Here is a 26,323-nt window from a genome sequence, read left to right on the forward strand (position 1 = left end):
ACAGGCGGTACATGGAACTGCCGGACTCTTTTTCAGCGCTTCCTGTGCTTTGGCGATCACTGCTTTTTCTTCCTCGTTTAACGGTACAAAATTTCGGAAGGTTTTGATATTATCCTCCATCTGTTCCTCGTTTGACATACCGGAGAGTACGGTTGCAACTCCCGGCAGGGAAGCGGCAAAGCGGAGTGCCCAGGACGCAATCGATGCATCCGGATGAACGCGTTTCATCTCGGCTTCAATCTCTTTGCCTGCCGATGCAAGGGAACCGCCCTTTACCGGCTCCATAACAAGGAACGGCATATTGTATTTCCGAAGCACCTCATACAGTCGTCCGGACTGGATCAGCGGATTGTCCCAGTCAGCATAGTTCATCTGGATCTGGACGATTTCGACCTCCGGATGCTCGGAGAGAATCTTGTCAAGCAGCTCCGGTGTTCCGTGGAAGGAGAAACCAAAGTGTTTGATCAATCCCTCTTCTTTTTTCTTCCTGGCCCAGTTAAAACAGTCGTATTTCACATAGCCGTCATAGTTTGCGCCGTCCTCGACGCTATGCAGCAGGTAATAATCAAAATATCCGGCTCCGGTGCGCGCGAGCTGATCGTTGAAGATGCGGTCACGGCCTTCGATGCCCTCGTCCATCATCCACTGCGGGAGTTTGGTGGTCAGAGTAAAGCTTTCTCTCGGGTGACGCTCTACCAGCGCTTTTTTCACGATGCTCTCCGATTTTCCGCCGCAATACATATAGGCGGTGTCAAAATAGTTCATTCCGGAAGCAAGGTACGCATCGACCATTTTACAGATCTGCTCCAGATCCAGTTCTCCGTCCTTCTCCGGAAGGCGCATCATGCCAAATCCTAATTTCGGCATTTTTGTTACATCTACACTCATAGTAAAATCCCCTTTCTTTTCCGCGGAAAACCTTCGTTTCCTCAGTATTGTTGAGAAAATTGTAGCATTAAAGTGTACTTGAAAGTCAATAGTTTTTTGAATTTTTGTCAAAATTTTTCTTTGACTTTTTAATACTGATTAGGATACTCATAAGAATGAAAGGTTCTTTTACGGTATCAAAAAAATGGTTTTGCATAAAATAGTACCGTAAAAGTCAGATTTATGATATAATAGAATTGTCTAAAGGAGGAAGTTACCATGTTTAAGAAAGTATATCCGAGAGAAAAATATTTAAAAAAAATTCGACCATTTTATGACTCTGACATCATTAAAGTAATTACTGGTATTCGAAGATGTGGAAAATCATGTATTTTGAAGGCCATTATGAATGAACTTTCTTCCAATGGTGTACCAGAATCTCAAATTATTTATATTCCCCTTGATAAAAGAGGATATAAAAATATAAAAACTCCAGAAGAACTCGAAGCAAAAATAGAATCTATGTTGGGAGCTGAAGAATTTTATTATCTGTTTATAGATGAAATTCAAAATGTTTCAGGGTTTGAAAGCATTATTCATGCATACGCTGAGGAAGGCTACTCTATCTTTCTTACTGGTTCAAACTCCTATTTGCTAAGTGATGAAATTTCAACAAAGCTTACCGGTCGATATTTGAATTTTGAAACTTTTACCTTAGATTTTGCTGAATACCTCGATATGAAAACTTTTTTCAACAAAATGATAAATTCTGATATTTACACAGAGTTTGAAGAATATCTGTTAAACGGCGGCTTCCCTAAGACCTTAGAATTTGATGAAATTCAGACAAGGCAGACCTATACCAGAGGAATCATCTCCGAAATATTTGAAAAGGATGTCAAAACGAGAAAACGAATTTCAAATGTTCCCGTCTACGAACGCGTGCAGACATTTCTTTTGAACAATTATTCTGCACCTTTTTCACTTAATAATCTGCTGGAATGTCTGGAAAAAGAGGGTTACAAGACAAAAGCATCTACAGTTAGAGGTTATATTGAGGACTTAAAAAAAGCCAAAATAATCTATGAATGTAATCGTTTTGATCTTAAGAGTAAAAAATCATTAAAAAGAGATCAAAAATATTATTTATCGGATTTGGCCATCTATTTTTCTATGAATACAGATAACCGATTAAGTTTTGGTCCCTCACTTGAAAATATTGTTTTTTTATATTTAACAAGTCATGATTATCAAATTAGTATTGGAAAAATCGGAAAACTGGAATGCGATTTTATCGCACGAGACAAAAATGGAGACTATGCATATATCCAGGTTGCTTATACCCTGCAAGGTGAAGACCTTAAGGCTACAGAGCGAATCAAAGAAAGAGAATATCGTCCCTTTAGAGAAATCAGAGACGGATATCCCCGCTACATTATCTCCCTTGACCGGTTTCGAGATAAACAAGAAGGCGTTCATCATATAAATGCCATTGATCTATTTCTAGGCAAAGAAGTCATCTAATCCCCCCACCCAATGCCCTCACGCCGATCCGCCTCCGGCGGATCCAGCCGCTCTTCTCTCCCGTCCTCCACTTCCATTCCCGGGAAAAGCACACCCCCGCAGACTCCAGACGGCATTCCGGACAGGGGCGGCATTGGAAAACAGGGATGAAGCTTCAAAAAAACAGCCGCGATTTGATGGGATGAAATCCGGTGCTCCACACCGGATTTCAAGGCGTTCTGAGCCGGGAAATCATCAGATTTCCTGGCGAATAGCGCCGGTTCCCGTCAAATCACGACTGTTTTTTTGTAAACCTTCACCCCTGGTTTCCACCGCCGCTCCCTGCCGGAACGCCGTCTTGGGTCTGCGGGGGTGTACTTTCCCCCTCTTCCACAACCTTCTCCCTCTTCAACCACTTCCAAACATCCCCATATACGCGGTACTTCTCTTTCTCGTTCAGTATCTCATGCCGCATTCCCGGATACAGCTTTCCCCTGACATTGCGGTACCCGATCAGCCGCATATGGTCGATGGATTTTTTAAAGCGCCGCACATTCACATAGCAAGGATCATCCCCGCCGGACAAAAACAGCACCGGCAGCTTCCGGTTCGTACAATGCCACCCATGGAAGCCATACGTCTCCTTCAGCAGGTCATTCAGCGCAAAAAAAGCATCATCCGAAAATGTAAAACCACAGAGTGGGTTTTCTTCATATTCCCGCACCACCTCCGGGTCCGAACAGCACCAGGCAAACCGGCTCTTCTCATCCGCAAACCGCGCCGCAAACGATCCAAACGACATCGCCTCCAGAAGATTGCTCCGATGCTCATCCCCGAGCACCGCCGCCTCCGCGTGTCCTACAGCCGCACCCAGCGGCCGCAGATAATTTTTGCTCGGCGAACCGCACACAATCAGCGCATCCAGCTCCTGGTCATGTTCCTTCGCGTATGCGCGCACAACCAGGGATCCCATACTGTGTCCCATCAGAACAAACGGCAGATCCGGGTACTCCTTCTTTGCCCACTTCGTGACAAGAAACAGATCCTCCACAAGTCCTGCGCCGCCTGCGCCGTACATAAATCCGAGGTCCTGCTCCGACTTCACACTCTTTCCGTGCCCGCGGTGATCATGAATCACACACACCACACCGTGTTCCGCCATAAACTCCATAAACGGCAGATACCGCTCCTTGTACTCGCTCATTCCATGGCTGAGCTGCAGAAGCGCCGTCCGCTGTACGCCCTCCTCCGGCTCCACCACAAGCCCGTCAAGCACCAGTCCATCCACCTTCGACTGAATCGTAAAACCTCTTTGCATTGCACCTTCCCCTTTCTTCCAGAACGATGCCGAACTGCCCGAAATTCTAAACCTCCGTGTCCTCCGAAATTTCCGGAGAAACCGCAAACGACGATGTAATCCGATCATAGCACTCCTCGCACAGATCAAACTCATGCTTTTCCAGGTCCTTCCCGGAAAAGTACCCCCACGTCGTGTCGACTGAGCAGATCCCCTCCAGCAGCATTCCATTCTGTATTTTCATGCTTTTTCCGCAGCAGTTGCACACCGCCGCTTCCAGCTCATTCGTGTTTTTGTTGTATTTCCGCATTTTTCTTCCTCCCGTGTATCAAAAAACGTTTCTTTCTTCGTTCCTGACACAAAACAGAAATCAGATTTTCCTGTGTCCTGTCGATTGTAACACACCTTTCCCGCCATTCCTACTGGGAATGAAAGGAAAGTCCCGTGTGTTAAATGCGTATACAATAACAATTTCTCTCTACCTCTTCGGAACCGATTCATCCGTCCGGCTCATCAGCACCGCGTCCTCCTTCGGAAGATCGTAGTACCCCTTCCTGAGGCCGTCCTGCACAAAGCCAAGACTCTCATACAGATTCCGTGCCGGCGTATTGCCAAGACGCACATCCAGATGAATGACGCGCACCTTTCTTTCCTGCATCCGATGGAACAGTTCCTCCATCAGCGCGCGTCCGATGCCGCGCCTTCTCGCCTTTTCTGCCACGCAGACATTCGTAATCTCGCTCTCATCAAACGAAATCAGAATTCCGAGATATCCTAAAATTTCGCCGTCCTCCTCCGCAACGAGAAACAGCGCGTCGTCCCGGATCAGAAATGTAAAAAATCCCGTCTCTGTCCACGGAATCGAAAAGTTGGCCTCCTCAATCGGCATCACCTGCTCCAGATCATCGATCTGCATTTCACGGATTGTGATCATTCGCTTTTTTCTCCGTTCTCCTGTTTTTTCACCACATCGGCATGCTTCACAGATTCCCGCTCCGCTCTTTCACGCTCCGCCTGCGATTTTCTCAGGTATTCCGGCTCGTGCTCTTCTGCCGTCTGAATCTTACCTTCTTTGTAATAAACCTCAGCCAGTGCTCCGACGGCTGCCGCTCTCTGGCGGTTGACGTGTGCCGGTGCAAAGGAAAACGGAATTGTCAGCAGTGCCTCTAATTTTTCCCGGTAAACCGCAACGCCGTCCCCGAGGAAAATCACTTCGTGGTCGAGACAGTTCAGACCCTCAGCCAGTGCCTCAATGCTGAGTGCATCCTGCTCCCAGATTGTGTCGAGATGATGATCCGTATAGCAGTAAAGTCCCGCATACACCTGATTTCTTCTCGCATCCATGATCGGGCAGACAAATTTGTCGGTATCCCAGATATTGTACGCGATTGCCGCTGTTGTCGGAATGGAAATCAGCGGCTTGTCGAGCGCCAGTCCAAGTCCCTTCGCCGTTGCGGAACCGATACGAAGGCCGGTAAAAGAACCCGGACCGCCGGAAACTGCAATGGCGTCGATGGTGGAAAGATCCAGCTCTGTCATGTTGGAGATCTCATCCAGCATCGGCAGAAGCGTCTGGGAATGTGTTTTTTTATAATTTACGGTGTACTCCGCAAGCAATGTCTCATTTTCAACGACAGCCACCGAAGCCACCAGGCCGGAGCTGTCCAGTGCAAGTATTTTCATAATTTTTTATTTCCTTTCCGATATTTCCTTCCTGTGCCAACTCATTTTGGCGATCTGCCGGAAACAGGAATCTTTGCGATCCCTTTTTGTTTTCCACCACATTCAGGATTCTTTCTTTTATTCCACCGTAATTTTCCGGTAATCAAACCCTTTCCCGAGGTCTTTTTCTATCGTAATCGAAATCGCACCCTCCGGGATCAGCTCTTCAATCAGTTCTGCCCATTCGATCAGGCAGACACCCTCACCGAAAAAGTAATCATCGTATCCGATTTCTTCCATTTCTTCTATATCACCGATCCGGTAAACATCAAAATGATAAAATGGCAGGCGCCCTTCGGTATATTCCTGAATAATGGTAAATGTAGGACTGTTGACTGCCTCTGTGATACCAAGTCCTTTTGCAAAGCCCTGCGTCAGAACGGTTTTTCCAACACCAAGGTCTCCGTTTAATGTATAAATCTGGCCCGGCTTCGCCGCTTTTCCCAGCTTTTCGCCAAGGGCAAGCGTCTCCGACGCAGAATTTGTTTCTATGATCATATGCTTTCTTCTCCTCTTTTTCTGCCTATCATTTTAACACAAACAAAAAAGTAATACAACCGCAGAACGAAACCGCTTTTCCTTGTGCTTTTCCTTGTGCTTTTCCTTGCTTTTTCTATCTGTTTTCGCTATACTATGTATCAGAATTTCGCGGCCAAAAAACATCCCACTCCTGTTTTCGGCCCGGAAAATGCGGTAAAACACGCTCTGCGCATTTTATCCGCGTAAATCAAAAAAGAAAGAGATCAAAACTGTTATGCTGACTGTAATGAAATTTGGCGGAAGCTCCGTCGCAGATCTTGCGCACATCCGCAATGTAGCACAGCGCTGCATCGAAAAACAGCAGGCCGGAAGCCAGGTCGTTGTCGTTCTCTCCGCGATGGGAAAAACGACGGACGGACTGATCGCAACCGCAAAACAGATTACGGAAAAACCGTCCCGCCGCGAGATGGATATGCTCCTCTCCACCGGTGAACAGGTTTCCGTCTCTCTGATGGCCATGACCATGATCCAGATGGGTGTCAGTGCTGTTTCTTTAAATGCCTGGCAGGTACCGATGCACACGACTTCCAATTACCAGAACGCGCGCTTCAAACGGATCGACACCGAGCGCATCCGCAAAGAGCTGGATGACAACAAAATTGTCGTTGTCACCGGCTTCCAGGGCATCAACAAATACGATGATGTCACAACGCTCGGACGTGGAGGCTCCGATACGACGGCAGTTGCCCTCGCAGCAGAGCTGCACGCGGATGTCTGTGAAATCTACACCGATGTAGACGGTGTCTACACCGCAGATCCGCGGATTGTGCCGCATGCGCACAAGATGGAAGAGGTAACTTACGATGAAATGCTGGAGATGGCTTCGCTCGGCGCAAAAGTCCTTCACAGCAGATGCGTGGAAATCGCAAAAAAATACGGCGTGGAACTTCTGGTCTGCTCCAGTCTGAACCGGAATTCCGGAACGATGGTAAGGGAGAAAACCAAAATGGAAAAAATGTTAATCAGCGGCGTTGCTGCCGACAAAAACGTGGCAAAAATCCGTGTTGCAGGCCTTGGCAACGATCCGGAGAGCACATTCCGCCTCTTAAATTTACTGGATCGGAACAATCTGAACATTGATGTCATGATCCAGTCACTCGGAAAGGACGGCACAAAGTCCGTTTCCTTTACCGTTACAAAGCCGGATATGCTGCGCACAATCGATGTGCTGAACGACAACAAGGATTCGCTCGGCATCAAAAAGCTGGATTATGACGAGAACGTGGCAAAGGTTTCCGTCATCGGAGCAGGTGTCCGCTCGCATTCAGGCGTGGCTGCCAAAATGTTCGGCGCGCTCGCCAATGCAGGAATCAATACCGAGATGGTTACCACCTCGGAAATCCGCATCACTGCCCTGATCGACGAAGCATACGCAGATCAGGCGATGCGTGCGATTCACGAGACATTCCTTGAGTAATCATCTGCCTGGATCGTCTCATAAAAAATATTTTCAAAATCAGGAGGAACACAATGATGTCCAACCCAATCGTTACAATTACTATGGAAAACGGCGATGTGATGAAAGCAGAGCTTTACCCGGAAATCGCCCCGAACACCGTAAACAACTTCATCAGTCTGGTAAAAAAAGGCTTCTATGACGGCCTTATCTTCCACCGTGTCATCCCGGGATTCATGATCCAGGGCGGAGATCCGGCAGGCACAGGCGCCGGCGGCCCGGACTATTGCATCAAGGGTGAGTTCTCCCAGAACGGATTTGAGAACAACCTCGCTCACACCCCAGGCGTTCTCTCCATGGCACGTACCATGTTCCCGGACAGCGCAGGAAGCCAGTTCTTCATCATGCACAAAGCCGCTCCGCATCTGGACGGCGCATACGCTGCTTTCGGAAAAGTAACAGAAGGCCTGGAAGTCGTAGATAAAATCGCATCCGTCAACACAGACTACAGCGACAAACCGCTGCAGCCGCAGAGAATGGCTACCGTTACCGTTGAGACCTTCGGTGTCGAGTATCCGGAACCGGAGAAATGCTGAGAATGAACGATGAACTGATGTTAGTTGAACCATCGGAGGAATACTTCGCCGAGCTCGCCGCCTACCGGAACGATTTTCTGGAAAACAGCGATTCCATGGACGGCTGCGGACCGCTTCGCCGGTTTGATGATATGAAGGCGTATCTTGAAGATACCATGCGGTATACCAGAGAGGAGACTCTGCCGGAGGGCATGGTTCTCGCAACACAGTTTCTGTGCATCCGCAAATCAGACAACTGCCTTGTCGGCATGATTCAGGTGCGCCACTACCTGAACGATTTTCTGCGCACCTACGGTGGCCACATCGGCTACTCCGTCCGCCCGTCGGAACGCAGAAAAGGCTATGCCTCCTGGATGCTGAAAAATGTGCAGCCGTACTGCAAAAGCCTCGGTCTTTCCGAAATTCTGGTCTGCTGCCTGGATACCAACGAGGGAAGCCGCAGAACGATTCTGAAAAACGGCGGCCGGTTCGACGGCACCGCTTATCATGCAGACGAAAACGAAACACTGGAGCGTTACTGGATTACCCTGTAATTCTTTAACCTTTCTGCTCCGGAGCATGTTTGAAAAACCATTTCACATGTTCCGGGGCATTTTTTGTAATTGTTTGATTTTTCATAAATTTTTCTTGACATCCGTGTCATTTCACTTTATAATTTGGAATTGCAAGCGAACAATTCTGTTCTTATGCAAAATATATGCCCCTGGTAAAAAACCGACGGACAGGCAGGGGTAGTTGCCGAGCGTGGTTAAGAGCCACATTATTGATTGCGTTAAAAGCGCAAATTTTATGAGTTGATTACTTTATAATCGATGCTCTACGACGAGCACATCATCTTATGAAACGGTCAATAAGAGTACGTGACTATATATTTCTGCATAGGAAAACAGGGGGAAGCCTGGATTTTTGCCCATCCCCTGAAGTTTGCATAATACGATCATGTATAAATTTCGATTTTTAGACAGATGATGCACGTCATCTGTCTTTTTTTCGTGCTTATAGCCAAAGATGAACTCAACACCATTTTCTGGAAAAGGAGAACCAAACAATGTCAAAAGTTATGATCATCGGATGCGGCGGTGTTGCATCCGTAGCCATTCACAAATGCTGCCAGAACAGTGAAGTATTTTCTGAAATTATGATTGCAAGCCGCACACTTTCCAAGTGCGATGCTTTAAAAGAAAAGCTGGCTCCGACCACAAAAACGATTATCACAACAGCAAAGGTGGATGCCGACTGCACAGAAGAATTAATCGCCTTAATCAAACAGTATCAGCCGGATGCCGTATTAAATCTGGCTCTTCCTTATCAGGATCTTACCATTATGGATGCCTGCCTCGCATGTAAGGTTCCTTACATCGATACTGCAAATTACGAAGCAGAAAATACAGATGATCCGGCATGGCGCGCAATCTACGAAAAGAGATGTGAAGAGCTTGGCTTTTCCGCCTACTTCGATTATTCCTGGCAGTGGGCTTATATGGACCGTTTCAAAGAAGCCGGCATCACCGGTCTTCTCGGAACCGGCTTTGATCCGGGTGTCACCAGCGTTTTTGCAGCCTATGCGCAGAAACACTACTTCGACGAAATCCATACCATTGATATTCTGGACTGCAACGGCGGCGATCATGGATATCCGTTTGCAACCAACTTCAATCCGGAAATCAACCTCCGCGAGGTATCCGCTCCCGGCTCTTACTGGGAAAACGGCCACTGGGTGGAAATTCCGCCAATGTCGATCAAACGGGAATATAACTTCGATGAGGTAGGCGAGAAGGATATGTATCTTCTTCACCATGAAGAAATTGAGGCTCTTGCCAAAAACATCCCGGGCGTAAAAAGAATCCGCTTCTTCATGACCTTCGGCCAGAGCTATCTGACCCATATGAAATGTCTGGAAAATGTAGGACTTCTCTCGACCACTCCGATTACCTTCAACGGACAGCAGATCGTACCGATCCAGTTTTTAAAAGAGCTTCTCCCGGATCCTTCCACCCTTGGTCCGCGCACCGTGGGTAAAACCAATATCGGCTGTATTTTTACCGGTATCAAGGACGGAAAAGAAAGAAGCATTTACATTTACAATGTCTGTGACCACCAGGAATGCTACCGGGAAGTAGAATCTCAGGCGATTTCCTACACCACCGGCGTTCCGGCCATGATCGGAACCATGATGGTCGTGAACGGTCTCTGGAACAAGCCGGGTGTCTACACCACAGATGAATTCGATCCGGATCCGTACATGGAGGCACTCAACAAGTGGGGTCTTCCGTGGAAGGTCGTAGAAAATCCTGTTTTAGTAGATTAAGCCTATGTATAAGATAAACGAACTGCCAACTCCCTGTTTTGTCATTGATGAGGGCAAGCTGGAAGAAAACTTAAAGATCCTGCACCAGGTAGAAGAACGCACCGGTGCAAAAATTCTGCTGGCTCAGAAATGCTTTTCCTGCTTTTCGGAATATCCGCTGATTGGAAGATACATCAGTGGAACGACTGCCAGCGGACTCTATGAAGCGCGGCTTGGCAAGGAAGAAATGGGGCTGGAGAATCATGTGTATTCTCCGGCCTACCGCCCGCAGGATATGGAAGAACTCGCACAGATCTGTGATCACATTATTTTCAATTCAGAAAAGCAGCTCCGAACGTACCTCCCTGTACTTAAGGCTTCCGGAACCGCAAAAGCCGGACTTCGCATCAACCCGGAATGCTCCACACAGGAAGGCCATGCGATTTATGATCCCTGTGCACCCGGCTCCCGCATGGGCATCCGCGCCTGCGACTTTACAGACGAACTGGCCGATCTTGTGGACGGTCTTCATTTTCATACCCTCTGTGAGCAGAATTCGGATGATCTGGAAACCACGCTGCGCGCCGTGGAAGAAAAATTCGGCAAGTGGCTTTTTAAAATGAACTGGCTCAACATGGGGGGCGGTCATCATATTACCCGTGAGGATTACGATATCGAACGCCTGATTTCCTGTATCAACCATATGAAAGAAACGTATGGTCTTCAGATTTACCTGGAGCCCGGGGAAGCGGTTGCCTTAAACGCAGGCTACAATGTCACGGAAGTTCTCGATATTGTCGAAAATAACGGAAAAATTTTAATTCTTGACACTTCCGCTGCCTGCCATATGCCGGATGTGCTTGAAATGCCGTACCGCCCTCCGCTCAAAGACAGCGGACTGCCCGGGGAAAAGCCTTATACCTACCGCCTTTCCTGCAATACCTGCCTGGCGGGCGACGTAATCGGCGAATATTCCTTCGATTCCCAAATCCGGATCGGTGACAGACTGTATTTTGAAGATATGGCGATTTATTCGATGGTAAAAACCAATACCTTTAACGGAATCCCACTCCCTTCCATCGCGGTGATGGACAAAGCTGGAAACTGCCGAATGATAAAGGAGTTTGGATATGAAGATTTCAAAAACCGATTGTCTTAGAACCCCAAAAGCCGATGGCTTTTACATGCCGGGCGAATTCGGGCCCCACGAAGGCACGCTGATGATCTGGCCGTGGCGTCCCGGTTCCTGGAATTACGGGGCAAAAGCGGCAAGAGCGGCATTTGCAGAAATTGCAGAAGCAATTGCCGCTTATGAGCAGGTCTATCTCTTCGTCCGGCCACAGGATAAATCATCGGCACAGGAACTGCTTTCCTCCGATCGGATTCATCTGATCGAAGCCCCGACAGAAGACGCCTGGGCGAGAGATACCGGCGCTACGTTTGTGGTCAACGATCAGGGCGGGCGAAGAGGCATTCAATGGGAATTCAACGCCTGGGGCGGCCAGTATGACGGTCTGTATTCCCACTTTGAGCATGACCGGGAGGTTCCGGAACGAATCTGCAATTTTCTCGGTGACTCCTTCTATAATGCCCGCCCCTTTGTTCTGGAAGGCGGTTCCATCCATGTTGACGGGGAAGGAACTCTGCTTACTACCGAGGAATGTCTGCTGAGTCCGGGGCGCAATCCTTCTCTTTCCAAAGCAGAAATCGAGGAAAAGCTGCGTCAGTATCTTTCGGTTGAAAAAATCATCTGGCTTCCTTTTGGCATTTACAACGATGAAACCAACGGCCATATCGATAATATGTGCTGCTTTGTAAAGCCCGGAGAAGTTCTTCTTGCCTGGACGGAGGATGAAAACGATCCGCAGTATGCCAGAAGCAGGGCTGCTTTTGATCTTCTCTCCCATACGGTTGACGCAAAGGGCCGAAGCTTTGTGATTCACAAGCTGCCCATTCCGAAGCATCCCATCTGTATTACAGACGAAGATCTTCTCGGCTATGATTTTGAGGATGGCGAAGATCAGCGGGAAGTCGGGGAACGTCTTGCCGCAAGCTATATCAATTTTTATCTTGCCAATCACTGTGTCCTTCTTCCCCGGTTCGGCGATGAAAACGATGCCGTGGCTGCAGAAATTCTCGGAAAATGCTTCCCGGATCGACAGATTCTTCCGATCGATGCACGCGTCATTCTGACCGGCGGAGGCAACATTCACTGCATTACACAGCAGATTCCGGCAAAGAAACGAGGAAACGGATTATGAGAAATATAAAAATTGCCGCACTGCAGTTTTCGTGCTGCAGCCAGGTACAGGAAAATATAGAGAAAGCAGAGACTATGGTCCGTGAAGCTGCTGCAAACGGAGCCAATCTTATCCTTCTTCCTGAATTGTTTGAAAGACCGTATTTTTGTCAGGAAAAGCGATACGACTATTATGATTATGCCCTGCCTTTGACAGAAAATCCCGCCGTCCGGCGTTTTCAGGCTGTTGCCGGAGAACTTGGGGTCGTGATTCCGGTCAGCTTTTATGAGCGGGATATTCAGCGCCTGTTCAACTCGATCGCCATGATTGATGCAGACGGATCGATTCTTGGCGTTTACCGCAAGACTCATATCCCGGACGACCATTTTTATCAGGAAAAATTCTATTTCACTCCCGGGGATACGGGATTCAAGGTCTTTGAAACACGTTTTGGAACCGTCGGCGTCGGCATCTGCTGGGACCAGTGGTTTCCGGAAACAGCACGATGTATGGCTGTTCAGGGAGCTGAGATCCTGCTCTATCCTACCGCGATCGGAAGTGAGCCGATCCTGAATGTAGACAGCAGCGGGCACTGGAGGCGCGTCATGCAGGGACATGCTGCCGCAAATCTTGTTCCGGTTGCTGCTGCAAACCGGATTGGTACTGAAACCGTAACGCCCTGTGAAGAAAATAGCGGCCAGTCCTCTTCCCTTACTTTCTACGGCTCTTCCTTTATTGCCGATGCAACCGGTGAACTCGTGGCATCGGCCGGAAGAGATACCGAGGAAATCCTGTATGCTTCCTTCGATCTGGATGCCCTGCGCGAAGAACGTTTTTCCTGGGGGCTTTTCCGTGACCGGCGGCCGGAAACCTACCGTATCATGACGAAACAGTAAAGCCCTGTCACTTCCTAGAGCGTGTCTGAAAAAGGCTTTTCGTGAGCTGCGAGTCCCAGTTTGTGGGAGATTTTATCCGAATGAGGGCGGCTTAAGCCCGCTACGGCAACCGAATGAGGGTAAAATATACCGCAAAGTGGGGCTTGCAGATTGCGGAAATGCTTTTTCAGACACGCTCTACAGCGGTGCGCTGCATCACATTTCTAACTACAAAGGAGAACCGCTATGCAATATGGAGTTTTATGTCTGCTGCCGCCTGCGGCAATGCTGATTTTTGCATTAAAAACGAAAAAATCTTTCGAAGCTCTGATTTTCGGAACCCTGGTTGCCTATCTCATCATGTACAAAGCGGCTTTTATCGGACCCTGGTGTGATCTGCTGCTTTCGGAGATCAGTAACGCAGACAACCAGTATATTCTTCTTCTCTGCGGACTGTTCGGAGGCTTCATCTTCCTGCTCCGCGAGGCAAAAGGAACACTTGGTTTTTCCAACCTGTTAAGCCGTTTCTGTAAAAATGAACGGATCACCATGATGATGTCGGTATTTCTCGGAATCATTATCTTTGTCGATGATTATCTCAACATCATGACCGTTGGAACCTGTATGAAGGATGTCTGCGACAAACGAAAAGTCCCACGCCAGGCGCTTGCCTATATCATTGACTCAACCGGTGCACCTGTCTGTGCGCTGATTCCCTTTTCCACCTGGGTAGTTTTTTATTCCGGTGTTTTTATTCAGGAACCGGACATTCTCAATATGGGCTTTTCCACCGGTATGAGTGTTTACTTAAAAGTGCTTCCTTATATGTTTTATCCCATGGCTGCACTTCTGGTTGTGGTTCTGTTTGCCTGCAAACTGATGCCAAAGCTCGGAAAAATGAAAGATGCCTATACCGATCTGGAAAAGAAAGAGCAAACACCGGAGCATCCCAAAATGCACAACGCCCCTTCCGTTGACATTGCCATGGCCGGAATGAGCGTTGATTACCCGCCCGAAAATACCAATACCGGAAATATACTGGATTTTCTGATCCCCATCGGTATTCTGATCGGTGTGACAGTAGCCACACAGGATATGATGCAGGCGATTATTCTTGCTCTTGCTTCCTGTATGATTCTTTATCTTCCGCGGAAAAAAATGACCTTCACGCGGTACGTGGAACTGTTCTTTGCCGGCTTTGCAGATATTCTTCCGGTTCTCGCCATTCTTCTTGCATCCTTTATGATCAAGACTGCCTGCGGCGAAATGGGACTCTCGGAATATGTCATCAACCTGTGTGTTCCGTATATGAATGCCAGAACACTGGCAGCTATTATTTTTGTTGTCATTGCAGTTCTGACCTTTGTCACCAGTTCTTTCTGGGGAATTGAGGCTGTAGCCGTTTCCATCGTTGTTCCGCTTGCCATCGCCCTTAATGCCAATGTACTCCTGGCACTTGGCGCTGTCGTATCCGGCGGTGTTTTCGGAAGCCATGCATGCTTTTATTCCGACGCAACGGTTCTTTCCTCCGCGACCTGCGAGATCGACAATATGTCGCATGCCGTATCGCAGTTCCCTTACGTCCTGATCAGTGCTGCTCTCGCCGTAGCGGGATTCTTAATCTGCGGAATTTTTGCTCTTTAAAAACATGTTCTAAAACAAAAAAGTCTTCGACGACCGGATTTTCCCGGATTCGTCGAAGGCTTTTTTTGTTTTTTTATTCTTTTACACTCAGCCGCACCAGCGCACGCTGCAGCTTGGCTTCGGCAATACGGTATTCTTTGTCCGTCAGACCGCCATTTGCCAGCGCCTGCTCGGCACGATGTCTGGCCGCCTCGGCGCGCTCTGCGTCAATATCCTCTTCCCACTCCCAGGTCGTTGCCAGGACACGGCAGACCCCGTTCATCATGGAAAGCATTCCGCCGATGCAGGCGGCATTTCTTCTCGTTCCGTCCTCCAGCACAATATGCGCCTCGCCCATACCGAGCGCAGTGCAGTAATTGCAGTGGCCCGGCAGAATTGCCAGGTCGCCGCTGATGGTTCTGCAGACAACGCGCGCTACGTCGCCTTCATAGAGAAGTCCGTCCGGCGTGCCGACACGTAAGGGAAATGTACTCATACGTCATTCCTCCTTTACTGATTCAGTGCTTTTGCTTTTTCAAATACCTCGTCGATGGTACCTGCAAACAGGAAGCAGCTCTCCGGAAGATCGTCGCACTCGCCATCGAGGATCATGCGGAATCCGCGCAGGGTTTCTTTTAACGGCACGTATTTTCCTTCCATACCGGTAAACTGCTCTGCTACCGAGAAGCTCTGGGACAGGAAACGCTGCACCTTACGGGCACGGCTGACCGTCAGCTTATCCTCTTCGGACAACTCGTCCATACCCATGATGGCGATGATATCCTGCAGCTCTTTGTATCTCTGCAGCACCTGCTGTACGGCACGCGCTACCTCATAGTGCTCATGACCCACGATTTCCGGTGTCAGAATACGGCTGGTAGAATCAAGCGGATCAACGGCCGGATAAATACCCTGGCTGGAAATTTCACGGGAAAGTACCGTCGTGGCATCCAGATGGGTAAATGTCGTTGCCGGAGCCGGGTCAGTCAGGTCATCGGCCGGCACATAAACGGCCTGTACCGATGTGATGGAACCCTTTCTCGTGGAAGTGATACGCTCCTGTAATGCGCCCATCTCGGTTGCCAGCGTCGGCTGGTATCCTACTGCGGACGGCATACGGCCAAGCAGAGCCGAAACCTCGGAACCTGCCTGCGTAAATCGGAAAATATTATCGATGAACAGCAGCACATCCTGATTTTTCACATCACGGAAGTATTCTGCCATGGTAAGGCCGGAAAGTCCGACACGCATACGCGCTCCCGGCGGCTCGTTCATCTGTCCATAGACCAGTGCTGTCTTGTCGATAACACCGCTCTCTTTCATCTCGTTGTAAAGGTCATTTCCTTCACGGGTACGCTCTCCGACACCGGTGAAAACGGAAAGTCCGCCGTGTGCCGTTGCCACGTTGTGGATCAGCTCCATGATAAGGACTGTTTTTCCAACACCGGCACCGCCGAACAGACCGATTTTTCCGCCCTTGGCATACGGGCAGATCAGGTCAACGACCTTGATTCCGGTTTCGAGGATTTCCGTTGCCGGAACCTGCTCCTCGTAGGACGGCGGATCGCGGTGGATCGGCCATTTTTCTGCTGTTTCCGGTGCCGGCTTATTGTCTACGGTCTCACCGAGCAGGTTGAACACGCGGCCTAAGCACTCCTCTCCGACCGGAACGGCGATCGGACCGCCCGTGTCAACTGCTTTTGTTCCGCGGACGAGTCCGTCTGTGGATTTCATGGCAATACAGCGGACCATATTGTCACCCGTCTGCTGCGCCACTTCCACAACCAGTTTCTCGCCGTGGTTGTCTATCTCGATGGCGTTCAGAAGTGCCGGCAGTTCTCCTTCCGGAAAACGGATGTCCAGAACAGGACCCGTTACCTGCACAACCTCGCCAATGTGTTTTTCACTCATTTAACGACTTCTCCTCACTTTTCTTGTTTCCACTCTTACACGCCTTCCGCACCGCCGACGATCTCCGTGATCTCCTGCGTAATGCTTGCCTGACGGGCACGGTTATAATACAGATTGAGCTGTTCAATCATCTCCTCTGCATTTCCGGTCGCCGCCTCCATTGCGGTACGGCGTGCCGCAAGCTCACTTGCCACACTCTCACAGATACCGCCGTAGATCAGGCCGCCTAAGTATTCCGGCACAATCGCTTCGAATACCTCGACACCGTTTGGCTCGTAGAGGATCAGATTTCGGATTTTTTTCGCTTCCGGATCCTCTCCGTCCTCTTTTGCAATGTCAATCAGAGGCAGGATCGGCACGGAAACCGGCATCTGCGACAGCATCGACACGAATTTTGTGTAACAAAGCTCCACATGTCCGAAGGTCCCTTTCCGGAACTCACGGCACAGTGCACGCGCGATCTCAAAGCTGTCTGCCACGGAAAGATTTGCGATCTCGGCAAAGCTGTCCGTCAGAATGTCCAGCTTCCGGGATTTTGCATACTCCACTGCCTTTTTGCCGACCGGAACCACGCAGATCTCTTTTCCTTTGGCATCGGCCTCAAAGCATCGGAACAGATTGGCATTGTATCCACCCGCAAGACCGCGGTCTCCGGCAACCAGCACGTAGCAGCATTTCTCGTTTTTTGCCTCTTTTGCATAAATGGAATAGAATTCCGTGTTTCCTTTTGCAATATCCTGCAAAGTGCGGTACAGCTCCTGAAAATACGGACGGCAGGTATCAGCCCGCTCCTTCGCTTTTCGCAGCTTGGAGGACGCTACAAGTTCCATCGCCTTGGTAATCTGCATCGTGCTTTCGACACTTTTGATCCGCAGCTTTACGGCTTTCATGTTTGCAGCCATAGGCTCCTCCTTCTTTCCTTATTTTGCAGGTCTTGTATTGATAAAGTTTTCGGTGTACGATTCGAGGGCATTTTTCAGCTTCTCCTCGGTATCCGCCTCAAGTTTTCCGGTCGCGGAAATCTCCTGCATCACGGCAGCACCCTCTGCATCGGTATCAAGCCAGGTATACAGTCCGTCCTCATAGGCACGGACATCCTCTGCTGCAACCTTTGACAGAATTCCTTTCGTTACCGCATAAAGAATGGCCACCTGTTTTTCTACCGGAACCGGTGCATTCTGGTTCTGTTTTAATACTTCCACAATACGCACACCCTGCTCCAGACGCGCCTTGGTATCGGCATCCAGATCGGATCCGAACTGTGCAAAGCTTGCCAGCTCGCGGTACTGGGAATAGATCAGTTTCAGAGTTCCGGCTACCTTCTTCATCGCCTTAATCTGCGCATTTCCGCCGACACGGGATACGGATACGCCAGGGTTTACCGCCGGCATAACGCCCGAGTGGAACAGCTCTGTCTCAAGGAAAATCTGTCCGTCTGTGATGGAGATGACGTTCGTCGGAATATAGGCGGAAATATCGCCTGCCTGGGTCTCAATGATCGGCAGTGCCGTCATGGAACCGCCGCCGTGTTCATCGTCCAGCTTTGCGGCACGCTCCAGAAGTCTGGAATGGAGATAGAAGACATCTCCCGGATAAGCTTCACGTCCCGGCGGACGACGGATCAGCAGGGAGAGTGCACGGTATGCAACTGCGTGCTTACTTAAATCATCGTAAATGATCAGCACATCTTTTCCCTGATACATAAAGTACTCGCCCATAGCACAGCCGGAGTACGGTACAATATACTGCAGCGGGCTCGCTTCGGATGCCGTTGCTGCCACGACGATGGTGTACGCCATTGCGCCGTTTTTCTCAAGATTTTCTACTAAGGACGCTACTGTCGAACGTTTCTGTCCGATCGCAACGTAGATACAGATCACATCCTTGCCTTTCTGGTTCAGAATGGTATCTGTTGCGATCGTTGTCTTTCCGGTCTGACGGTCTCCGATAATCAGCTCTCGCTGGCCTCTTCCGATCGGAACCATGGAATCGATCGCTTTAATGCCGGTCTGCAGCGGCTGGTTAACACCTTTTCTCTCACAGATGCCCGGTGCCGGGCTTTCAATCGGACGGTACTCTGCTGCCGTAATCGGGCCTGCGCCGTCAATTGGCTGGCCGAGCGCGTTGACAACACGTCCGATCATCCCTTCTCCGACCGGAACCGAAACGACCTTTCCCGTTCTTTTTACAAGCTGTCCCTCACTGATGTTCTCGCCGGAGCCGAATAAAACGACAGATACGCTGTTTTCCTCGAGGTTCTGTGCCATTCCATAGCTTCCATCCTCGAACTCCAGCAGCTCGCCTGCCATGCAGTTCGAAAGACCGCTGGCTCTCGCGATTCCGTCTCCGACCATCAGAACGGTGCCTGTCTCATCCTGCCGGATCGCATTTTCATAATATTTGATCTGGCTGCGGATGACCTTGGATATTTCTTCTGGTTTCAGTTGCATGTTTTCCTCCTACACCACTGTATCGCTGATTCTTCTGGAAAGCTCGGACAAACGTCCCTTTACGGTTCCGTCAAACAGCTTTCCGTCGAGCTCCACACGGACACCCGCCAGAACGGACGGATCGGTTTTCAGTTCCATCACGACCGTTTTTCCGCTCATCATTTCCAGTTTTTTCTTCAGAAGCTCTTCCTGTTCCTTCGACAGGGATGCTGCGCTTGTCACTACCGCCTCGGCAATATTGTGCGCCGCATAGTATCTGCGCTGAAACGCTTCCTGGCATCCGCCGAATTCACGGAGAAGATTTTTTTCACACAGCAGTTTGATAAAATTGACCAAATACGGTTCCGCCTGGCTGCCAAATGCCGCGTCGATCAGCCCGATCCGCTCTTTTCGCGGAATCGAAGGCTCCGATAAAAGGCGCGGATACTCCGGGTTTTCCCGGAACAGAGCTCGGATCTCTTTCATCTCGGAGAGGATTTTCTCTTCGAGATGCTCCTCTTGGGCCAGCTCATACAGGCTCCCACCGTATACTCTGGCAGTTTCTGTCATGATGCTTCACCTACATTCGATATAAATTCATCTATCAGCTTCTCATGGTCTTTTTCATTAATCTCGCGCTCAATGACTTTTCCGGCAATATCCATGGCAATGCCGCCGATCTCGCCTTTGACTTCATTGACCGCTTTCTTTTTCTCCTGGGCAATCTCTTTTTCTGCCTTGTTTTTCAGGGCAGCCGCCTGTTCGGAAGCCTCTTTTACGATTTTCTCGCTCTGCAGCGTTGCTGTCTTTCTGGCGCTTTCGAGAATCTCGTTGGCTTTTGCCTTGGCATCCTGCATATTCTGCTCATATTCCTCTTTGATAGCGTTGGCTTCCTTTTTTGCCGCCTCTGCGTCTGTAATCTCCGCGTCGGCTGCCGCACGCCGTTTTTCCAGCATCTCATTGATCGGTTTGAAAAGGAACCGTTTGATCAGATACATCTGGATGAAAAGGTTGCAGATCTGTGCGATAAAAGTCCAGGGGACAATTCCTACCAGTTCCTGAACCTGCATAGTTTCTTTCCTCCTAGCAATAATTTACTCCTTGCAGCTATTTCAGGAAGTTCATGAACATTCCAGGTGCAACGAAGATCAGAAGCAGGCCGGTTACGAAACCGTAAATACCTGTTGTCTCTGCGATCGCACAGCCAAGAAGCATCGTACTTGTTACATCGCCTTTGCACTCCGGCTGACGTCCGATTGCCTCAAGCGCCTTTGCTACGGCGTTACCTTCACCGATACCAGGTCCGATACCTGCGATCAGGGAGCATCCTGCGCCGATTGCGCATCCTGCGAGAGCGATACCTTTTGCTAAAATCTGAAAATCCATCTTGTTTTCCTCCTGTATTTTCTTTTTGTAAACTTCATTTTTTTAATCTCTTTAGCCTTCCTCTGCTGCATTCGCAATGTACATGACAGTCAGCATACAGAAAATAAAGGCCTGCATCACGCCGGAAAACCAGTCAAAGTAGACCGACAGGATAGCCGGAACACCGACATCCAGAATCGGAATCTGCGAGAGGGTTCTTCCGAGCACGCCGGGAAGCAGTCCCAGCAGCTTTCCGCTTGCCAGTGCCAACGATCCGTAGATCAGGGCATTGATAACAACGCCGGAAAGGATGTTTCCAAAGTGACGGCACGCCATACTGATCGGCGTTGCGAGCTCCGACAAAACGTTAAACGGTGTCATAACCGCAATCGGAGTCGTGAATCCTTTCAGATATCCGCCAAAACCGTTGGTTTTGATCTTCTGTGTCGTGATCATGATGAAAACCACAACAGCCCAGGCCGCCTCGGTGGAAAGATCTGCTGTCGGACTTCGAAGTCCGATCAGGCTGATCAGGTTTGAGACAACGCTGGTCGCGAAAAGTGCCGACACAAAAGGAATCAGATACCGGAATTTTTCTCCCATGTTGCCGATGACGAATTTATTTGCGGTCTCCACAATCATTTCTGCCACCGCCTGGCGTTTGGAGATGTTCCGTATCTTCAAATCTCTTGTGAGCCAGATGCAAAGTCCGGTAATGAGTGCCATTACAATCCAGCTTACCACCAGCGTTTCGCTGATCTGAATTTTCCCGAACAGCGGAAAATCGATCGGGATCGTAAAAAAGACTTTTGCACCGGAGATATCAACCTCCATTCTCTTTTCTCACCTCCTCTGTATAAAATAAAAAATAGGAACCTTTTGTCAAAGCGGATCTTCGCAATCCGCTTTGCTGCTTGCTCATAACCGAATCACTGCTTCGCAGCTTCGGTTAAAAAACGCCGTCCCGTCTTTGCAGCTTTCGCTACAAATCAGGTTCAGCGCTTTATGCTGTTTTTTATGCCCATCAGCTTGATGGCCGTTCCCGGAATTAAAAGCGGCAGGATTCCTGCGGCAAACTGGAAGCATGGAAGCACAATTGCCAGAACTGCCCAGAGCATCTGCATCAGATTTCTCTGCGAATAGCTTGCCTGCATCCGCCGTTTTGCTCCCGCCTCGTCTGTCTCGGACACGGCTTTTTGTACTGCCATGCCCATCAGGAAAAAGTTCAGCACCGCAACGGCACCGCCTCCGATTCCCCCGAGGATCACCCGATAGTCAAATGGGATTTTTTCCGGCCAGATCAGGTGCAGGATCAGAAACCCGACCCACATCACAACCACGCCGACGACGGTATAGATGGCAACATTTTTTGTCTCCTGCTTTACGGCCGGCTGGACCTTGTCTCCGAAATTACTCATATCGCCTCGTTTCCTTTCTAAGGGATTTTCCCCTAAAATCAGTCTGAAATCTTTTCTCTGCCACTTGATCTCTGTCAACTGTAAAAGCTTTTTCAGACACGCTCTAAATATGTCGGTTGAAAGACACCCGTTTTTTCTTCTTTTTTCCGTCCGGCTCCGTCTCGATGCGTTTCTGATGCCGCAGAACGCTCTGTCCGAATTTCCAGGCTGTCATGGCGCCGCCTCCGATGCCAAAGAAAAAGCCGACCAGATAAATCCATGTTCCAACCGAAAAGCGGTCGCAAAGCCACCAGCAGAGTGCCAGACAAAGAAAAAGAGGCGTCACAAGGGACAGTCCGAATTGTGTTAACATTGTGAGATTGGTAATCATCCCCGTCCACTTCTTCATATCCTGTCCCTTTCTGCCGTCTCTTTTTGTCAGACCTTCGGATCTGTGTCTTGTTTCATTTTCCCCAAAACACACTTCCATTTTTGTAACCGCTTAGTCAGATTGTACCATAAATTCGTTTATAAAACAAACGATTTTGTGTCTCTTTCAAATTATTTGTTTTTATTTACATTCTTTTCATAACAATCGGAACAGTTTTCTCATTTTGTCCCATTGCGGAATCGCAGCGTTCACCTCGCTTCTTATTTTTTGAAAAAAACTGTAGTTTTATTCTACACATACTGCCGGTTTTTCTTTCCAACAGAAAAGCCGATAGCTTACTTCATAGTGTCCCGGCATCAGCAGGTATCTGCCGTTTTCTTCCAATCCTAGTACTTCTGCAATCGCCTCTTTTTCACTTTCGGCCACCATTGGAAGCACGGCTTCGGCTGTGCAGTCGAACGGTACATCCATGGTGATGGTCACGTGTTCTTTATCTGTGAGCTCCCAGCGGATGCCGTACATTCCCGAGGCGGAATCGTATTTCGCCTCCGCGTAACGGAGATCCCAGTTCAGGTTCGGTGCAAACTGTGCGGTTTTGACACCCGGATGGGACTCCATCGTGTTGATGCCGGCGACATGGCGGAACATCCATTCCTGAATGGAGCCGTACGCGTAATGATTCATACTGTTCATACTGATGCCGGAAATCGTGCCGTCTGCAAGAAGGGAATTCCATCGCTCCCAGACAGTAGTTGCACCAAGCTTAACCTCATAAAGCCATCCCGGAAATTCCTCGTTCAGCAGCAGTTCGTATGCGAGATCGTTCATACCGTTGTCCGTCAGCACGTTGTTCAGCAGCGGTGTTCCGACAAATCCTGTTTTCAGTTTGTGACCACTCTGCTCAAACAGCTTTAACAGCTGCTGTTTTGTCAATTCTTCATTCTTCGACAGGTGGTATTTCAGTGTCAGCAGCAGCGCCGTCTGTGTCTTGATGCAGCAGCGGCCTGTCGCACTGTAATATTCTTCCTGTACCACAGCAAACTGTTCGTCAGACAGCTTCTGGTATTTTTTCTGCTCCTCGCGGTATCCCAGCACACCGGCTGCCTTTGCCACGATTCCCGCACTGATCGCATAGTACAGATTGGCAATAAACTCCTCGTCCGTCGCTCCCATCACCTGTTCTGCTCCCTGTACCGGATTGTCCAGCGCAAGCCAGTCGCCGAAGTGGAAAACATACCGCCAGCCGTGGTTATCCCCATCCACTTTCGTGATGTAATCCACCCACGATTTCATGCTCACAAACTGATCTTCCAGAATACTCTTGTCCCCGTAAAACAGATACAGATTCCACGGAATGATGCACGCCGCATCCCCCCAGACACATGCCGCGTCTTCCACGCCGCACGATGGCACCACATGCGGAACCTTTCCACCGAGCACGCTCTGCTCTTTTGCCATGTCGTACAGATATTTTGCATAGAATGCATAAGTATCTTCGAGATACATCGCCGTCGGTGAGAACACCTGCGCATCGCCGGTCCAGCCCATGCGCTCATCACGCTGCGGGCAGTCGGTCGGAACATCCACAAAATTGCACTTTAAGCCCCAGCGTACATTACTGATGAGCTGATTGACCAAATCACTTCCTGTTTTCATCCAGCCTGTCACTGTGATGTTGCTGTAATAAGAAAGACCCGTGAAATCCTCTTTTTTCAGATCCGGAATGCCTTCGATCTTCACGTAACGATAGCCGTAGAACGTAAAATGCGGCACAAGATCCATTTCGGTTCCATCGGAAATATAGATGTATTCGGATTTTGCACTCCGCAGATTGTCATTGTAGAAATTGCCGCGCTGCAAAATCTCACCTGTCTGAACACGAACTTTGGTTCCTGCCGGTACGTTGACATGCAGTTTGAAAATTCCCGTAAACTCCTGTCCTATATCGAAGACCAGCTCGCCGGCCGGAGTATGAAGCAGTTCTTTTGGTTCAAACGTCTCATGAATCGTCACCGGAAGGCTCATCCGTTCCGTCAGTTCTCCTTTTGGTGCCTCACAGAGAACCGCCCTTTCCAATGGCAGTTCCGGCAGCGTGTCGTCCCGGTGCTCACCGTCGTAAAGATTCGAGAATGTAATTTTACTGCGCCGCACCTGCCACGATTCGTCCGTGCCGATCACATCCTCCGTTCCGTCCGCATACGTCAGATGCAGCTCCGCAATCAGCTTCCACTCATTGCCGTAAAATCCCTTGTCCTCAAACGCACTGAATCCAAACCGCGCCTTATACCAGCCGTTTCCAAGCAGCACTCGAAGCGTTCCCTTTTTGGAAACCTCCTCTGTCACATCATACGTCTGGTACTGTACCCATTCATTGTAATCATTGCTGTACGGCGTCAGATACTCATCCCCGACACGCTTCTCATCCACATACACCTCATACAGTCCAAGTCCGCAGACATACAGCCGGGCTTTCGCTACCTCTTTTGCCGGAACAATTTCTTTTTCAAAATACGGATGACGGCTCTCCTTGCTGTCACAGGAAATCCATTTTCCCGTCCATGCTTCGTCCCGCTTTCCGGTCTCAAAAAACTGTACCTCACTCACCGCCGTCTCCCCGGCATCACTGCCCGCTTCCACGTTCCAGTAATACCGCGTTCTCGGCTCCAGATCCAGCTTCACCGGATAGGAAAGGCTGCTCGCCTTATCATCCTCTCCGGAATCAAACAGCAGATGTTCCATCGCTGCATCCGATGCTACACGGATTCTTGCATAGCTCTGTTTTTTTCCTTCCGCGTCTTTCACCTTCCAGGAAAAGACCATTCTCTCCATACGAAACCCCATCGGATTTTCCAGATGATTCACCTGTGCGTGATAAATTTTCATTTCAATATCCTCCTCCATTTTACTTTTGAAAAATCCCCCATTTTTCTCATTTTATCATGATCCCTTTCGAGAAAAAAGGTTCTGTTTTGCAGGAAAAAACATCTTTATTTGCACCCCTGTATCGTACCTCTTTTTTTAATTTTTTTATATCAAAAATGCCGGATTCTTTACCACAAATCCGACATTTTCTCACATCTTTTCAGTTTAAAAGCTCCTCTTCCAGAGACCGTTTCGGCACATAATGCACATCGTTCTCATCCCGGTAATAATTCGTATTCCCATCCTCCGGCACATCCACCAGATGAATCTCCTCCGCCGGTTTTCCAAACGCCACAATCAAAAGCGGCCGGATCTCCTCGGGCAGTCCAAGTACCTCCATTACCTCACCCGCCTGAAAATTCCCGATCATACAGCCGCCAAGCCCCTGCTCCACCGCCGCAAGCAGCATCGTCTGCGCTACAATTCCGACATCCTTCTGATACCGGTTCAGATTCTCATCAATCCCCTTATCCTGGCAGATCACAACAAACCCCGTCGGCCGTTTCCCCGGATGCGGCAAAACCATCTCCGGCAGCGCCCGCGCCCACTTTGTCAGTCCCTGCACCTTCTCCACTTCTTCCGGCTCCCACGCCAGAAAATACTTCAACGGCTGCTTATTCACACTCGAAGGACAAAGCCGCGCACAATCCACAAACCCTTCCAACGTCTCCCGCGAAATCCTCACCGACTCATCAAACCCACGATAACTCCTGTTTTTTAATACCAGATCCTTTAACATCATTCTTCATCCTCCTGTCTTAACTTTTCTTTCTATCTCCCACTCTATCACACCTCCCACCCCCTATCAATCACCTTTTTCTCATTTTCCCTCTTGACATACTTTGATATTCAAAGTATTATATATCTAGTTGTCAAAACTACATCAAAACGTATTTCACATTACATTTTTATCAATACCAGATCCCGTGCCCGCCGCCGTGTCGGGGATGTTCCTCCAGGAC

The 26,323-nt window shown here is 49.2% G+C and carries 27 protein-coding genes; 9 read left to right on the forward strand and 18 right to left on the reverse strand.

What is annotated here, in order from left to right:
- Positions 1 to 888 (reverse strand): aldo/keto reductase (locus tag ACY2VT_RS11840; RefSeq protein ID WP_461880036.1); only part of this gene is annotated, 888 nt, incomplete at its 3' end.
- Positions 889 to 1,146: 258 nt separating this feature from the next.
- On the opposite strand from ACY2VT_RS11840, the gene ACY2VT_RS11845 reads away from it, so the two are divergent.
- Entirely contained in the window at positions 1,147 to 2,391 is a 1,245-nt protein-coding gene (locus tag ACY2VT_RS11845; RefSeq protein ID WP_461880037.1) for an ATP-binding protein, read from the forward strand.
- Between the two features lie 295 nt (positions 2,392 to 2,686).
- Here ACY2VT_RS11845 and ACY2VT_RS11850 read toward each other — a convergent pair whose 3' ends face one another.
- The 5 genes from ACY2VT_RS11850 to tsaE form a co-directional block, all read right to left on the reverse strand.
- On the reverse strand, positions 2,687 to 3,688 hold the full coding sequence (locus ACY2VT_RS11850; RefSeq protein WP_461880038.1) for an alpha/beta fold hydrolase: 1,002 nt from the start codon (positions 3,686 to 3,688) through the stop codon (positions 2,687 to 2,689).
- Between the two features lie 46 nt (positions 3,689 to 3,734).
- Complete coding sequence (locus tag ACY2VT_RS11855) at positions 3,735 to 3,977, reverse strand: hypothetical protein (protein ID WP_177269507.1); 243 nt, start codon at positions 3,975 to 3,977, stop codon at positions 3,735 to 3,737.
- Positions 3,978 to 4,145: 168 nt separating this feature from the next.
- Positions 4,146 to 4,601, reverse strand: a complete 456-nt coding sequence (gene rimI, locus ACY2VT_RS11860) for a ribosomal protein S18-alanine N-acetyltransferase (RefSeq protein WP_461873451.1) — start codon at positions 4,599 to 4,601, stop codon at positions 4,146 to 4,148.
- The gene (tsaB, locus tag ACY2VT_RS11865) at positions 4,598 to 5,350 is read right to left on the reverse strand and encodes a tRNA (adenosine(37)-N6)-threonylcarbamoyltransferase complex dimerization subunit type 1 TsaB (protein WP_461880039.1); all 753 of its coding nucleotides are present in this window, start codon (positions 5,348 to 5,350) and stop codon (positions 4,598 to 4,600) included. Before tsaB ends, rimI begins: the two co-directional genes overlap by 4 nt.
- A gap of 117 nt (positions 5,351 to 5,467) precedes the next feature.
- Positions 5,468 to 5,887, reverse strand: a complete 420-nt coding sequence (gene tsaE / locus ACY2VT_RS11870; RefSeq protein ID WP_461880040.1) for a tRNA (adenosine(37)-N6)-threonylcarbamoyltransferase complex ATPase subunit type 1 TsaE — start codon at positions 5,885 to 5,887, stop codon at positions 5,468 to 5,470.
- A gap of 256 nt (positions 5,888 to 6,143) precedes the next feature.
- Between tsaE and ACY2VT_RS11875 the strand changes: the two genes are divergently transcribed.
- The 8 genes from ACY2VT_RS11875 to ACY2VT_RS11910 all read left to right on the forward strand — a co-directional run bounded on the left by ACY2VT_RS11875 (position 6,144) and on the right by ACY2VT_RS11910 (position 14,967).
- Positions 6,144 to 7,346, forward strand: a complete 1,203-nt coding sequence (locus tag ACY2VT_RS11875) for an aspartate kinase (RefSeq protein ID WP_461880041.1) — start codon at positions 6,144 to 6,146, stop codon at positions 7,344 to 7,346.
- Positions 7,347 to 7,402: 56 nt separating this feature from the next.
- On the forward strand, positions 7,403 to 7,921 hold the full coding sequence (locus ACY2VT_RS11880) for a peptidylprolyl isomerase (RefSeq protein ID WP_055227969.1): 519 nt from the start codon (positions 7,403 to 7,405) through the stop codon (positions 7,919 to 7,921).
- Between the two features lie 2 nt (positions 7,922 to 7,923).
- Complete coding sequence (locus tag ACY2VT_RS11885; protein ID WP_461876617.1) at positions 7,924 to 8,454, forward strand: GNAT family N-acetyltransferase; 531 nt, start codon at positions 7,924 to 7,926, stop codon at positions 8,452 to 8,454.
- A 515-nt stretch (positions 8,455 to 8,969) separates the two neighbouring features.
- A complete protein-coding gene (locus tag ACY2VT_RS11890) occupies positions 8,970 to 10,229 on the forward strand; it encodes a saccharopine dehydrogenase family protein (protein ID WP_022462242.1) in 1,260 nt (419 codons plus the stop codon).
- Positions 10,230 to 10,233: 4 nt separating this feature from the next.
- Complete coding sequence (gene nspC / locus ACY2VT_RS11895; RefSeq protein ID WP_461880042.1) at positions 10,234 to 11,367, forward strand: carboxynorspermidine decarboxylase; 1,134 nt, start codon at positions 10,234 to 10,236, stop codon at positions 11,365 to 11,367.
- Entirely contained in the window at positions 11,339 to 12,469 is a 1,131-nt protein-coding gene (aguA, locus tag ACY2VT_RS11900; RefSeq protein ID WP_461880043.1) for an agmatine deiminase, read from the forward strand. The genes nspC and aguA overlap by 29 nt, the downstream gene beginning before the upstream one ends.
- Entirely contained in the window at positions 12,466 to 13,344 is an 879-nt protein-coding gene (gene aguB, locus ACY2VT_RS11905; RefSeq protein WP_461880044.1) for an N-carbamoylputrescine amidase, read from the forward strand. The genes aguA and aguB overlap by 4 nt, the downstream gene beginning before the upstream one ends.
- A gap of 225 nt (positions 13,345 to 13,569) precedes the next feature.
- Positions 13,570 to 14,967 (forward strand): Na+/H+ antiporter NhaC family protein, encoded by a 1,398-nt coding sequence (locus ACY2VT_RS11910; protein WP_461880045.1) that lies wholly within the window; start codon positions 13,570 to 13,572, stop codon positions 14,965 to 14,967.
- Positions 14,968 to 15,040: 73 nt separating this feature from the next.
- On the opposite strand, the gene atpC is transcribed toward ACY2VT_RS11910, so the two are convergent.
- The 12 genes from atpC to ACY2VT_RS11970 form a co-directional block, all read right to left on the reverse strand.
- Positions 15,041 to 15,442 carry an ATP synthase F1 subunit epsilon gene (gene atpC, locus ACY2VT_RS11915; protein ID WP_461873442.1) on the reverse strand — a complete coding sequence of 134 codons (402 nt, stop codon included), beginning with the start codon at positions 15,440 to 15,442 and terminating at the stop codon, positions 15,041 to 15,043.
- A 14-nt stretch (positions 15,443 to 15,456) separates the two neighbouring features.
- Positions 15,457 to 16,857, reverse strand: a complete 1,401-nt coding sequence (gene atpD / locus ACY2VT_RS11920; protein ID WP_022462236.1) for a F0F1 ATP synthase subunit beta — start codon at positions 16,855 to 16,857, stop codon at positions 15,457 to 15,459.
- Positions 16,858 to 16,892: 35 nt separating this feature from the next.
- Complete coding sequence (atpG, locus tag ACY2VT_RS11925; protein ID WP_055220552.1) at positions 16,893 to 17,759, reverse strand: ATP synthase F1 subunit gamma; 867 nt, start codon at positions 17,757 to 17,759, stop codon at positions 16,893 to 16,895.
- An 18-nt stretch (positions 17,760 to 17,777) separates the two neighbouring features.
- Complete coding sequence (gene atpA / locus ACY2VT_RS11930; protein ID WP_461880046.1) at positions 17,778 to 19,307, reverse strand: F0F1 ATP synthase subunit alpha; 1,530 nt, start codon at positions 19,305 to 19,307, stop codon at positions 17,778 to 17,780.
- Between the two features lie 9 nt (positions 19,308 to 19,316).
- Entirely contained in the window at positions 19,317 to 19,856 is a 540-nt protein-coding gene (gene atpH, locus ACY2VT_RS11935; protein ID WP_461880047.1) for an ATP synthase F1 subunit delta, read from the reverse strand.
- A complete protein-coding gene (atpF, locus tag ACY2VT_RS11940) occupies positions 19,853 to 20,356 on the reverse strand; it encodes a F0F1 ATP synthase subunit B (protein ID WP_461873439.1) in 504 nt (167 codons plus the stop codon). The genes atpH and atpF overlap by 4 nt, the downstream gene beginning before the upstream one ends.
- Positions 20,357 to 20,393: 37 nt before the next feature.
- Positions 20,394 to 20,672, reverse strand: a complete 279-nt coding sequence (atpE, locus tag ACY2VT_RS11945) for an ATP synthase F0 subunit C (protein WP_022462449.1) — start codon at positions 20,670 to 20,672, stop codon at positions 20,394 to 20,396.
- A 51-nt stretch (positions 20,673 to 20,723) separates the two neighbouring features.
- A complete protein-coding gene (locus ACY2VT_RS11950; RefSeq protein WP_461880048.1) occupies positions 20,724 to 21,485 on the reverse strand; it encodes a F0F1 ATP synthase subunit A in 762 nt (253 codons plus the stop codon).
- A gap of 161 nt (positions 21,486 to 21,646) precedes the next feature.
- Positions 21,647 to 22,069 (reverse strand): hypothetical protein, encoded by a 423-nt coding sequence (locus ACY2VT_RS11955; RefSeq protein WP_173815731.1) that lies wholly within the window; start codon positions 22,067 to 22,069, stop codon positions 21,647 to 21,649.
- 103 nt (positions 22,070 to 22,172) lie between these two features.
- Entirely contained in the window at positions 22,173 to 22,421 is a 249-nt protein-coding gene (locus ACY2VT_RS11960; protein ID WP_461880049.1) for an AtpZ/AtpI family protein, read from the reverse strand.
- A gap of 303 nt (positions 22,422 to 22,724) precedes the next feature.
- Entirely contained in the window at positions 22,725 to 25,322 is a 2,598-nt protein-coding gene (locus tag ACY2VT_RS11965; protein ID WP_461880050.1) for an alpha-L-rhamnosidase, read from the reverse strand.
- Between the two features lie 199 nt (positions 25,323 to 25,521).
- Entirely contained in the window at positions 25,522 to 26,103 is a 582-nt protein-coding gene (locus tag ACY2VT_RS11970; protein WP_461880051.1) for a nitroreductase family protein, read from the reverse strand.
- Positions 26,104 to 26,323: the final 220 nt, after the last annotated feature.

This window comes from Fusicatenibacter sp. (assembly GCF_050872605.1).
Classification (GTDB): domain Bacteria; phylum Bacillota; class Clostridia; order Lachnospirales; family Lachnospiraceae; genus Fusicatenibacter.

Bases quoted from the DNA above. Each gene is read 5' to 3' on its own strand.
- ACY2VT_RS11845 (WP_461880037.1), top strand. From the start codon at position 1,147: ATGTTTAAGAAAGTATATCCGAGAGAAAAATATTTAAAAAAAATTCGA.
- ACY2VT_RS11850 (WP_461880038.1), bottom strand. From the start codon at position 3,688: ATGCAAAGAGGTTTTACGATTCAGTCGAAGGTGGATGGACTGGTGCTT.
- ACY2VT_RS11855 (WP_177269507.1), bottom strand. From the start codon at position 3,977: ATGCGGAAATACAACAAAAACACGAATGAGCTGGAAGCGGCGGTGTGC.
- rimI (WP_461873451.1), bottom strand. From the start codon at position 4,601: ATGATCACAATCCGTGAAATGCAGATCGATGATCTGGAGCAGGTGATG.
- tsaB (WP_461880039.1), bottom strand. From the start codon at position 5,350: ATGAAAATACTTGCACTGGACAGCTCCGGCCTGGTGGCTTCGGTGGCT.
- tsaE (WP_461880040.1), bottom strand. From the start codon at position 5,887: ATGATCATAGAAACAAATTCTGCGTCGGAGACGCTTGCCCTTGGCGAA.
- ACY2VT_RS11875 (WP_461880041.1), top strand. From the start codon at position 6,144: ATGCTGACTGTAATGAAATTTGGCGGAAGCTCCGTCGCAGATCTTGCG.
- ACY2VT_RS11880 (WP_055227969.1), top strand. From the start codon at position 7,403: ATGTCCAACCCAATCGTTACAATTACTATGGAAAACGGCGATGTGATG.
- ACY2VT_RS11885 (WP_461876617.1), top strand. From the start codon at position 7,924: ATGAACGATGAACTGATGTTAGTTGAACCATCGGAGGAATACTTCGCC.
- ACY2VT_RS11890 (WP_022462242.1), top strand. From the start codon at position 8,970: ATGTCAAAAGTTATGATCATCGGATGCGGCGGTGTTGCATCCGTAGCC.
- nspC (WP_461880042.1), top strand. From the start codon at position 10,234: ATGTATAAGATAAACGAACTGCCAACTCCCTGTTTTGTCATTGATGAG.
- aguA (WP_461880043.1), top strand. From the start codon at position 11,339: ATGAAGATTTCAAAAACCGATTGTCTTAGAACCCCAAAAGCCGATGGC.
- aguB (WP_461880044.1), top strand. From the start codon at position 12,466: ATGAGAAATATAAAAATTGCCGCACTGCAGTTTTCGTGCTGCAGCCAG.
- ACY2VT_RS11910 (WP_461880045.1), top strand. From the start codon at position 13,570: ATGCAATATGGAGTTTTATGTCTGCTGCCGCCTGCGGCAATGCTGATT.
- atpC (WP_461873442.1), bottom strand. From the start codon at position 15,442: ATGAGTACATTTCCCTTACGTGTCGGCACGCCGGACGGACTTCTCTAT.
- atpD (WP_022462236.1), bottom strand. From the start codon at position 16,857: ATGAGTGAAAAACACATTGGCGAGGTTGTGCAGGTAACGGGTCCTGTT.
- atpG (WP_055220552.1), bottom strand. From the start codon at position 17,759: ATGGCTGCAAACATGAAAGCCGTAAAGCTGCGGATCAAAAGTGTCGAA.
- atpA (WP_461880046.1), bottom strand. From the start codon at position 19,307: ATGCAACTGAAACCAGAAGAAATATCCAAGGTCATCCGCAGCCAGATC.
- atpH (WP_461880047.1), bottom strand. From the start codon at position 19,856: ATGACAGAAACTGCCAGAGTATACGGTGGGAGCCTGTATGAGCTGGCC.
- atpF (WP_461873439.1), bottom strand. From the start codon at position 20,356: ATGCAGGTTCAGGAACTGGTAGGAATTGTCCCCTGGACTTTTATCGCA.
- atpE (WP_022462449.1), bottom strand. From the start codon at position 20,672: ATGGATTTTCAGATTTTAGCAAAAGGTATCGCTCTCGCAGGATGCGCA.
- ACY2VT_RS11950 (WP_461880048.1), bottom strand. From the start codon at position 21,485: ATGGAGGTTGATATCTCCGGTGCAAAAGTCTTTTTTACGATCCCGATC.
- ACY2VT_RS11955 (WP_173815731.1), bottom strand. From the start codon at position 22,069: ATGAGTAATTTCGGAGACAAGGTCCAGCCGGCCGTAAAGCAGGAGACA.
- ACY2VT_RS11960 (WP_461880049.1), bottom strand. From the start codon at position 22,421: ATGTTAACACAATTCGGACTGTCCCTTGTGACGCCTCTTTTTCTTTGT.
- ACY2VT_RS11965 (WP_461880050.1), bottom strand. From the start codon at position 25,322: ATGAAAATTTATCACGCACAGGTGAATCATCTGGAAAATCCGATGGGG.
- ACY2VT_RS11970 (WP_461880051.1), bottom strand. From the start codon at position 26,103: ATGATGTTAAAGGATCTGGTATTAAAAAACAGGAGTTATCGTGGGTTT.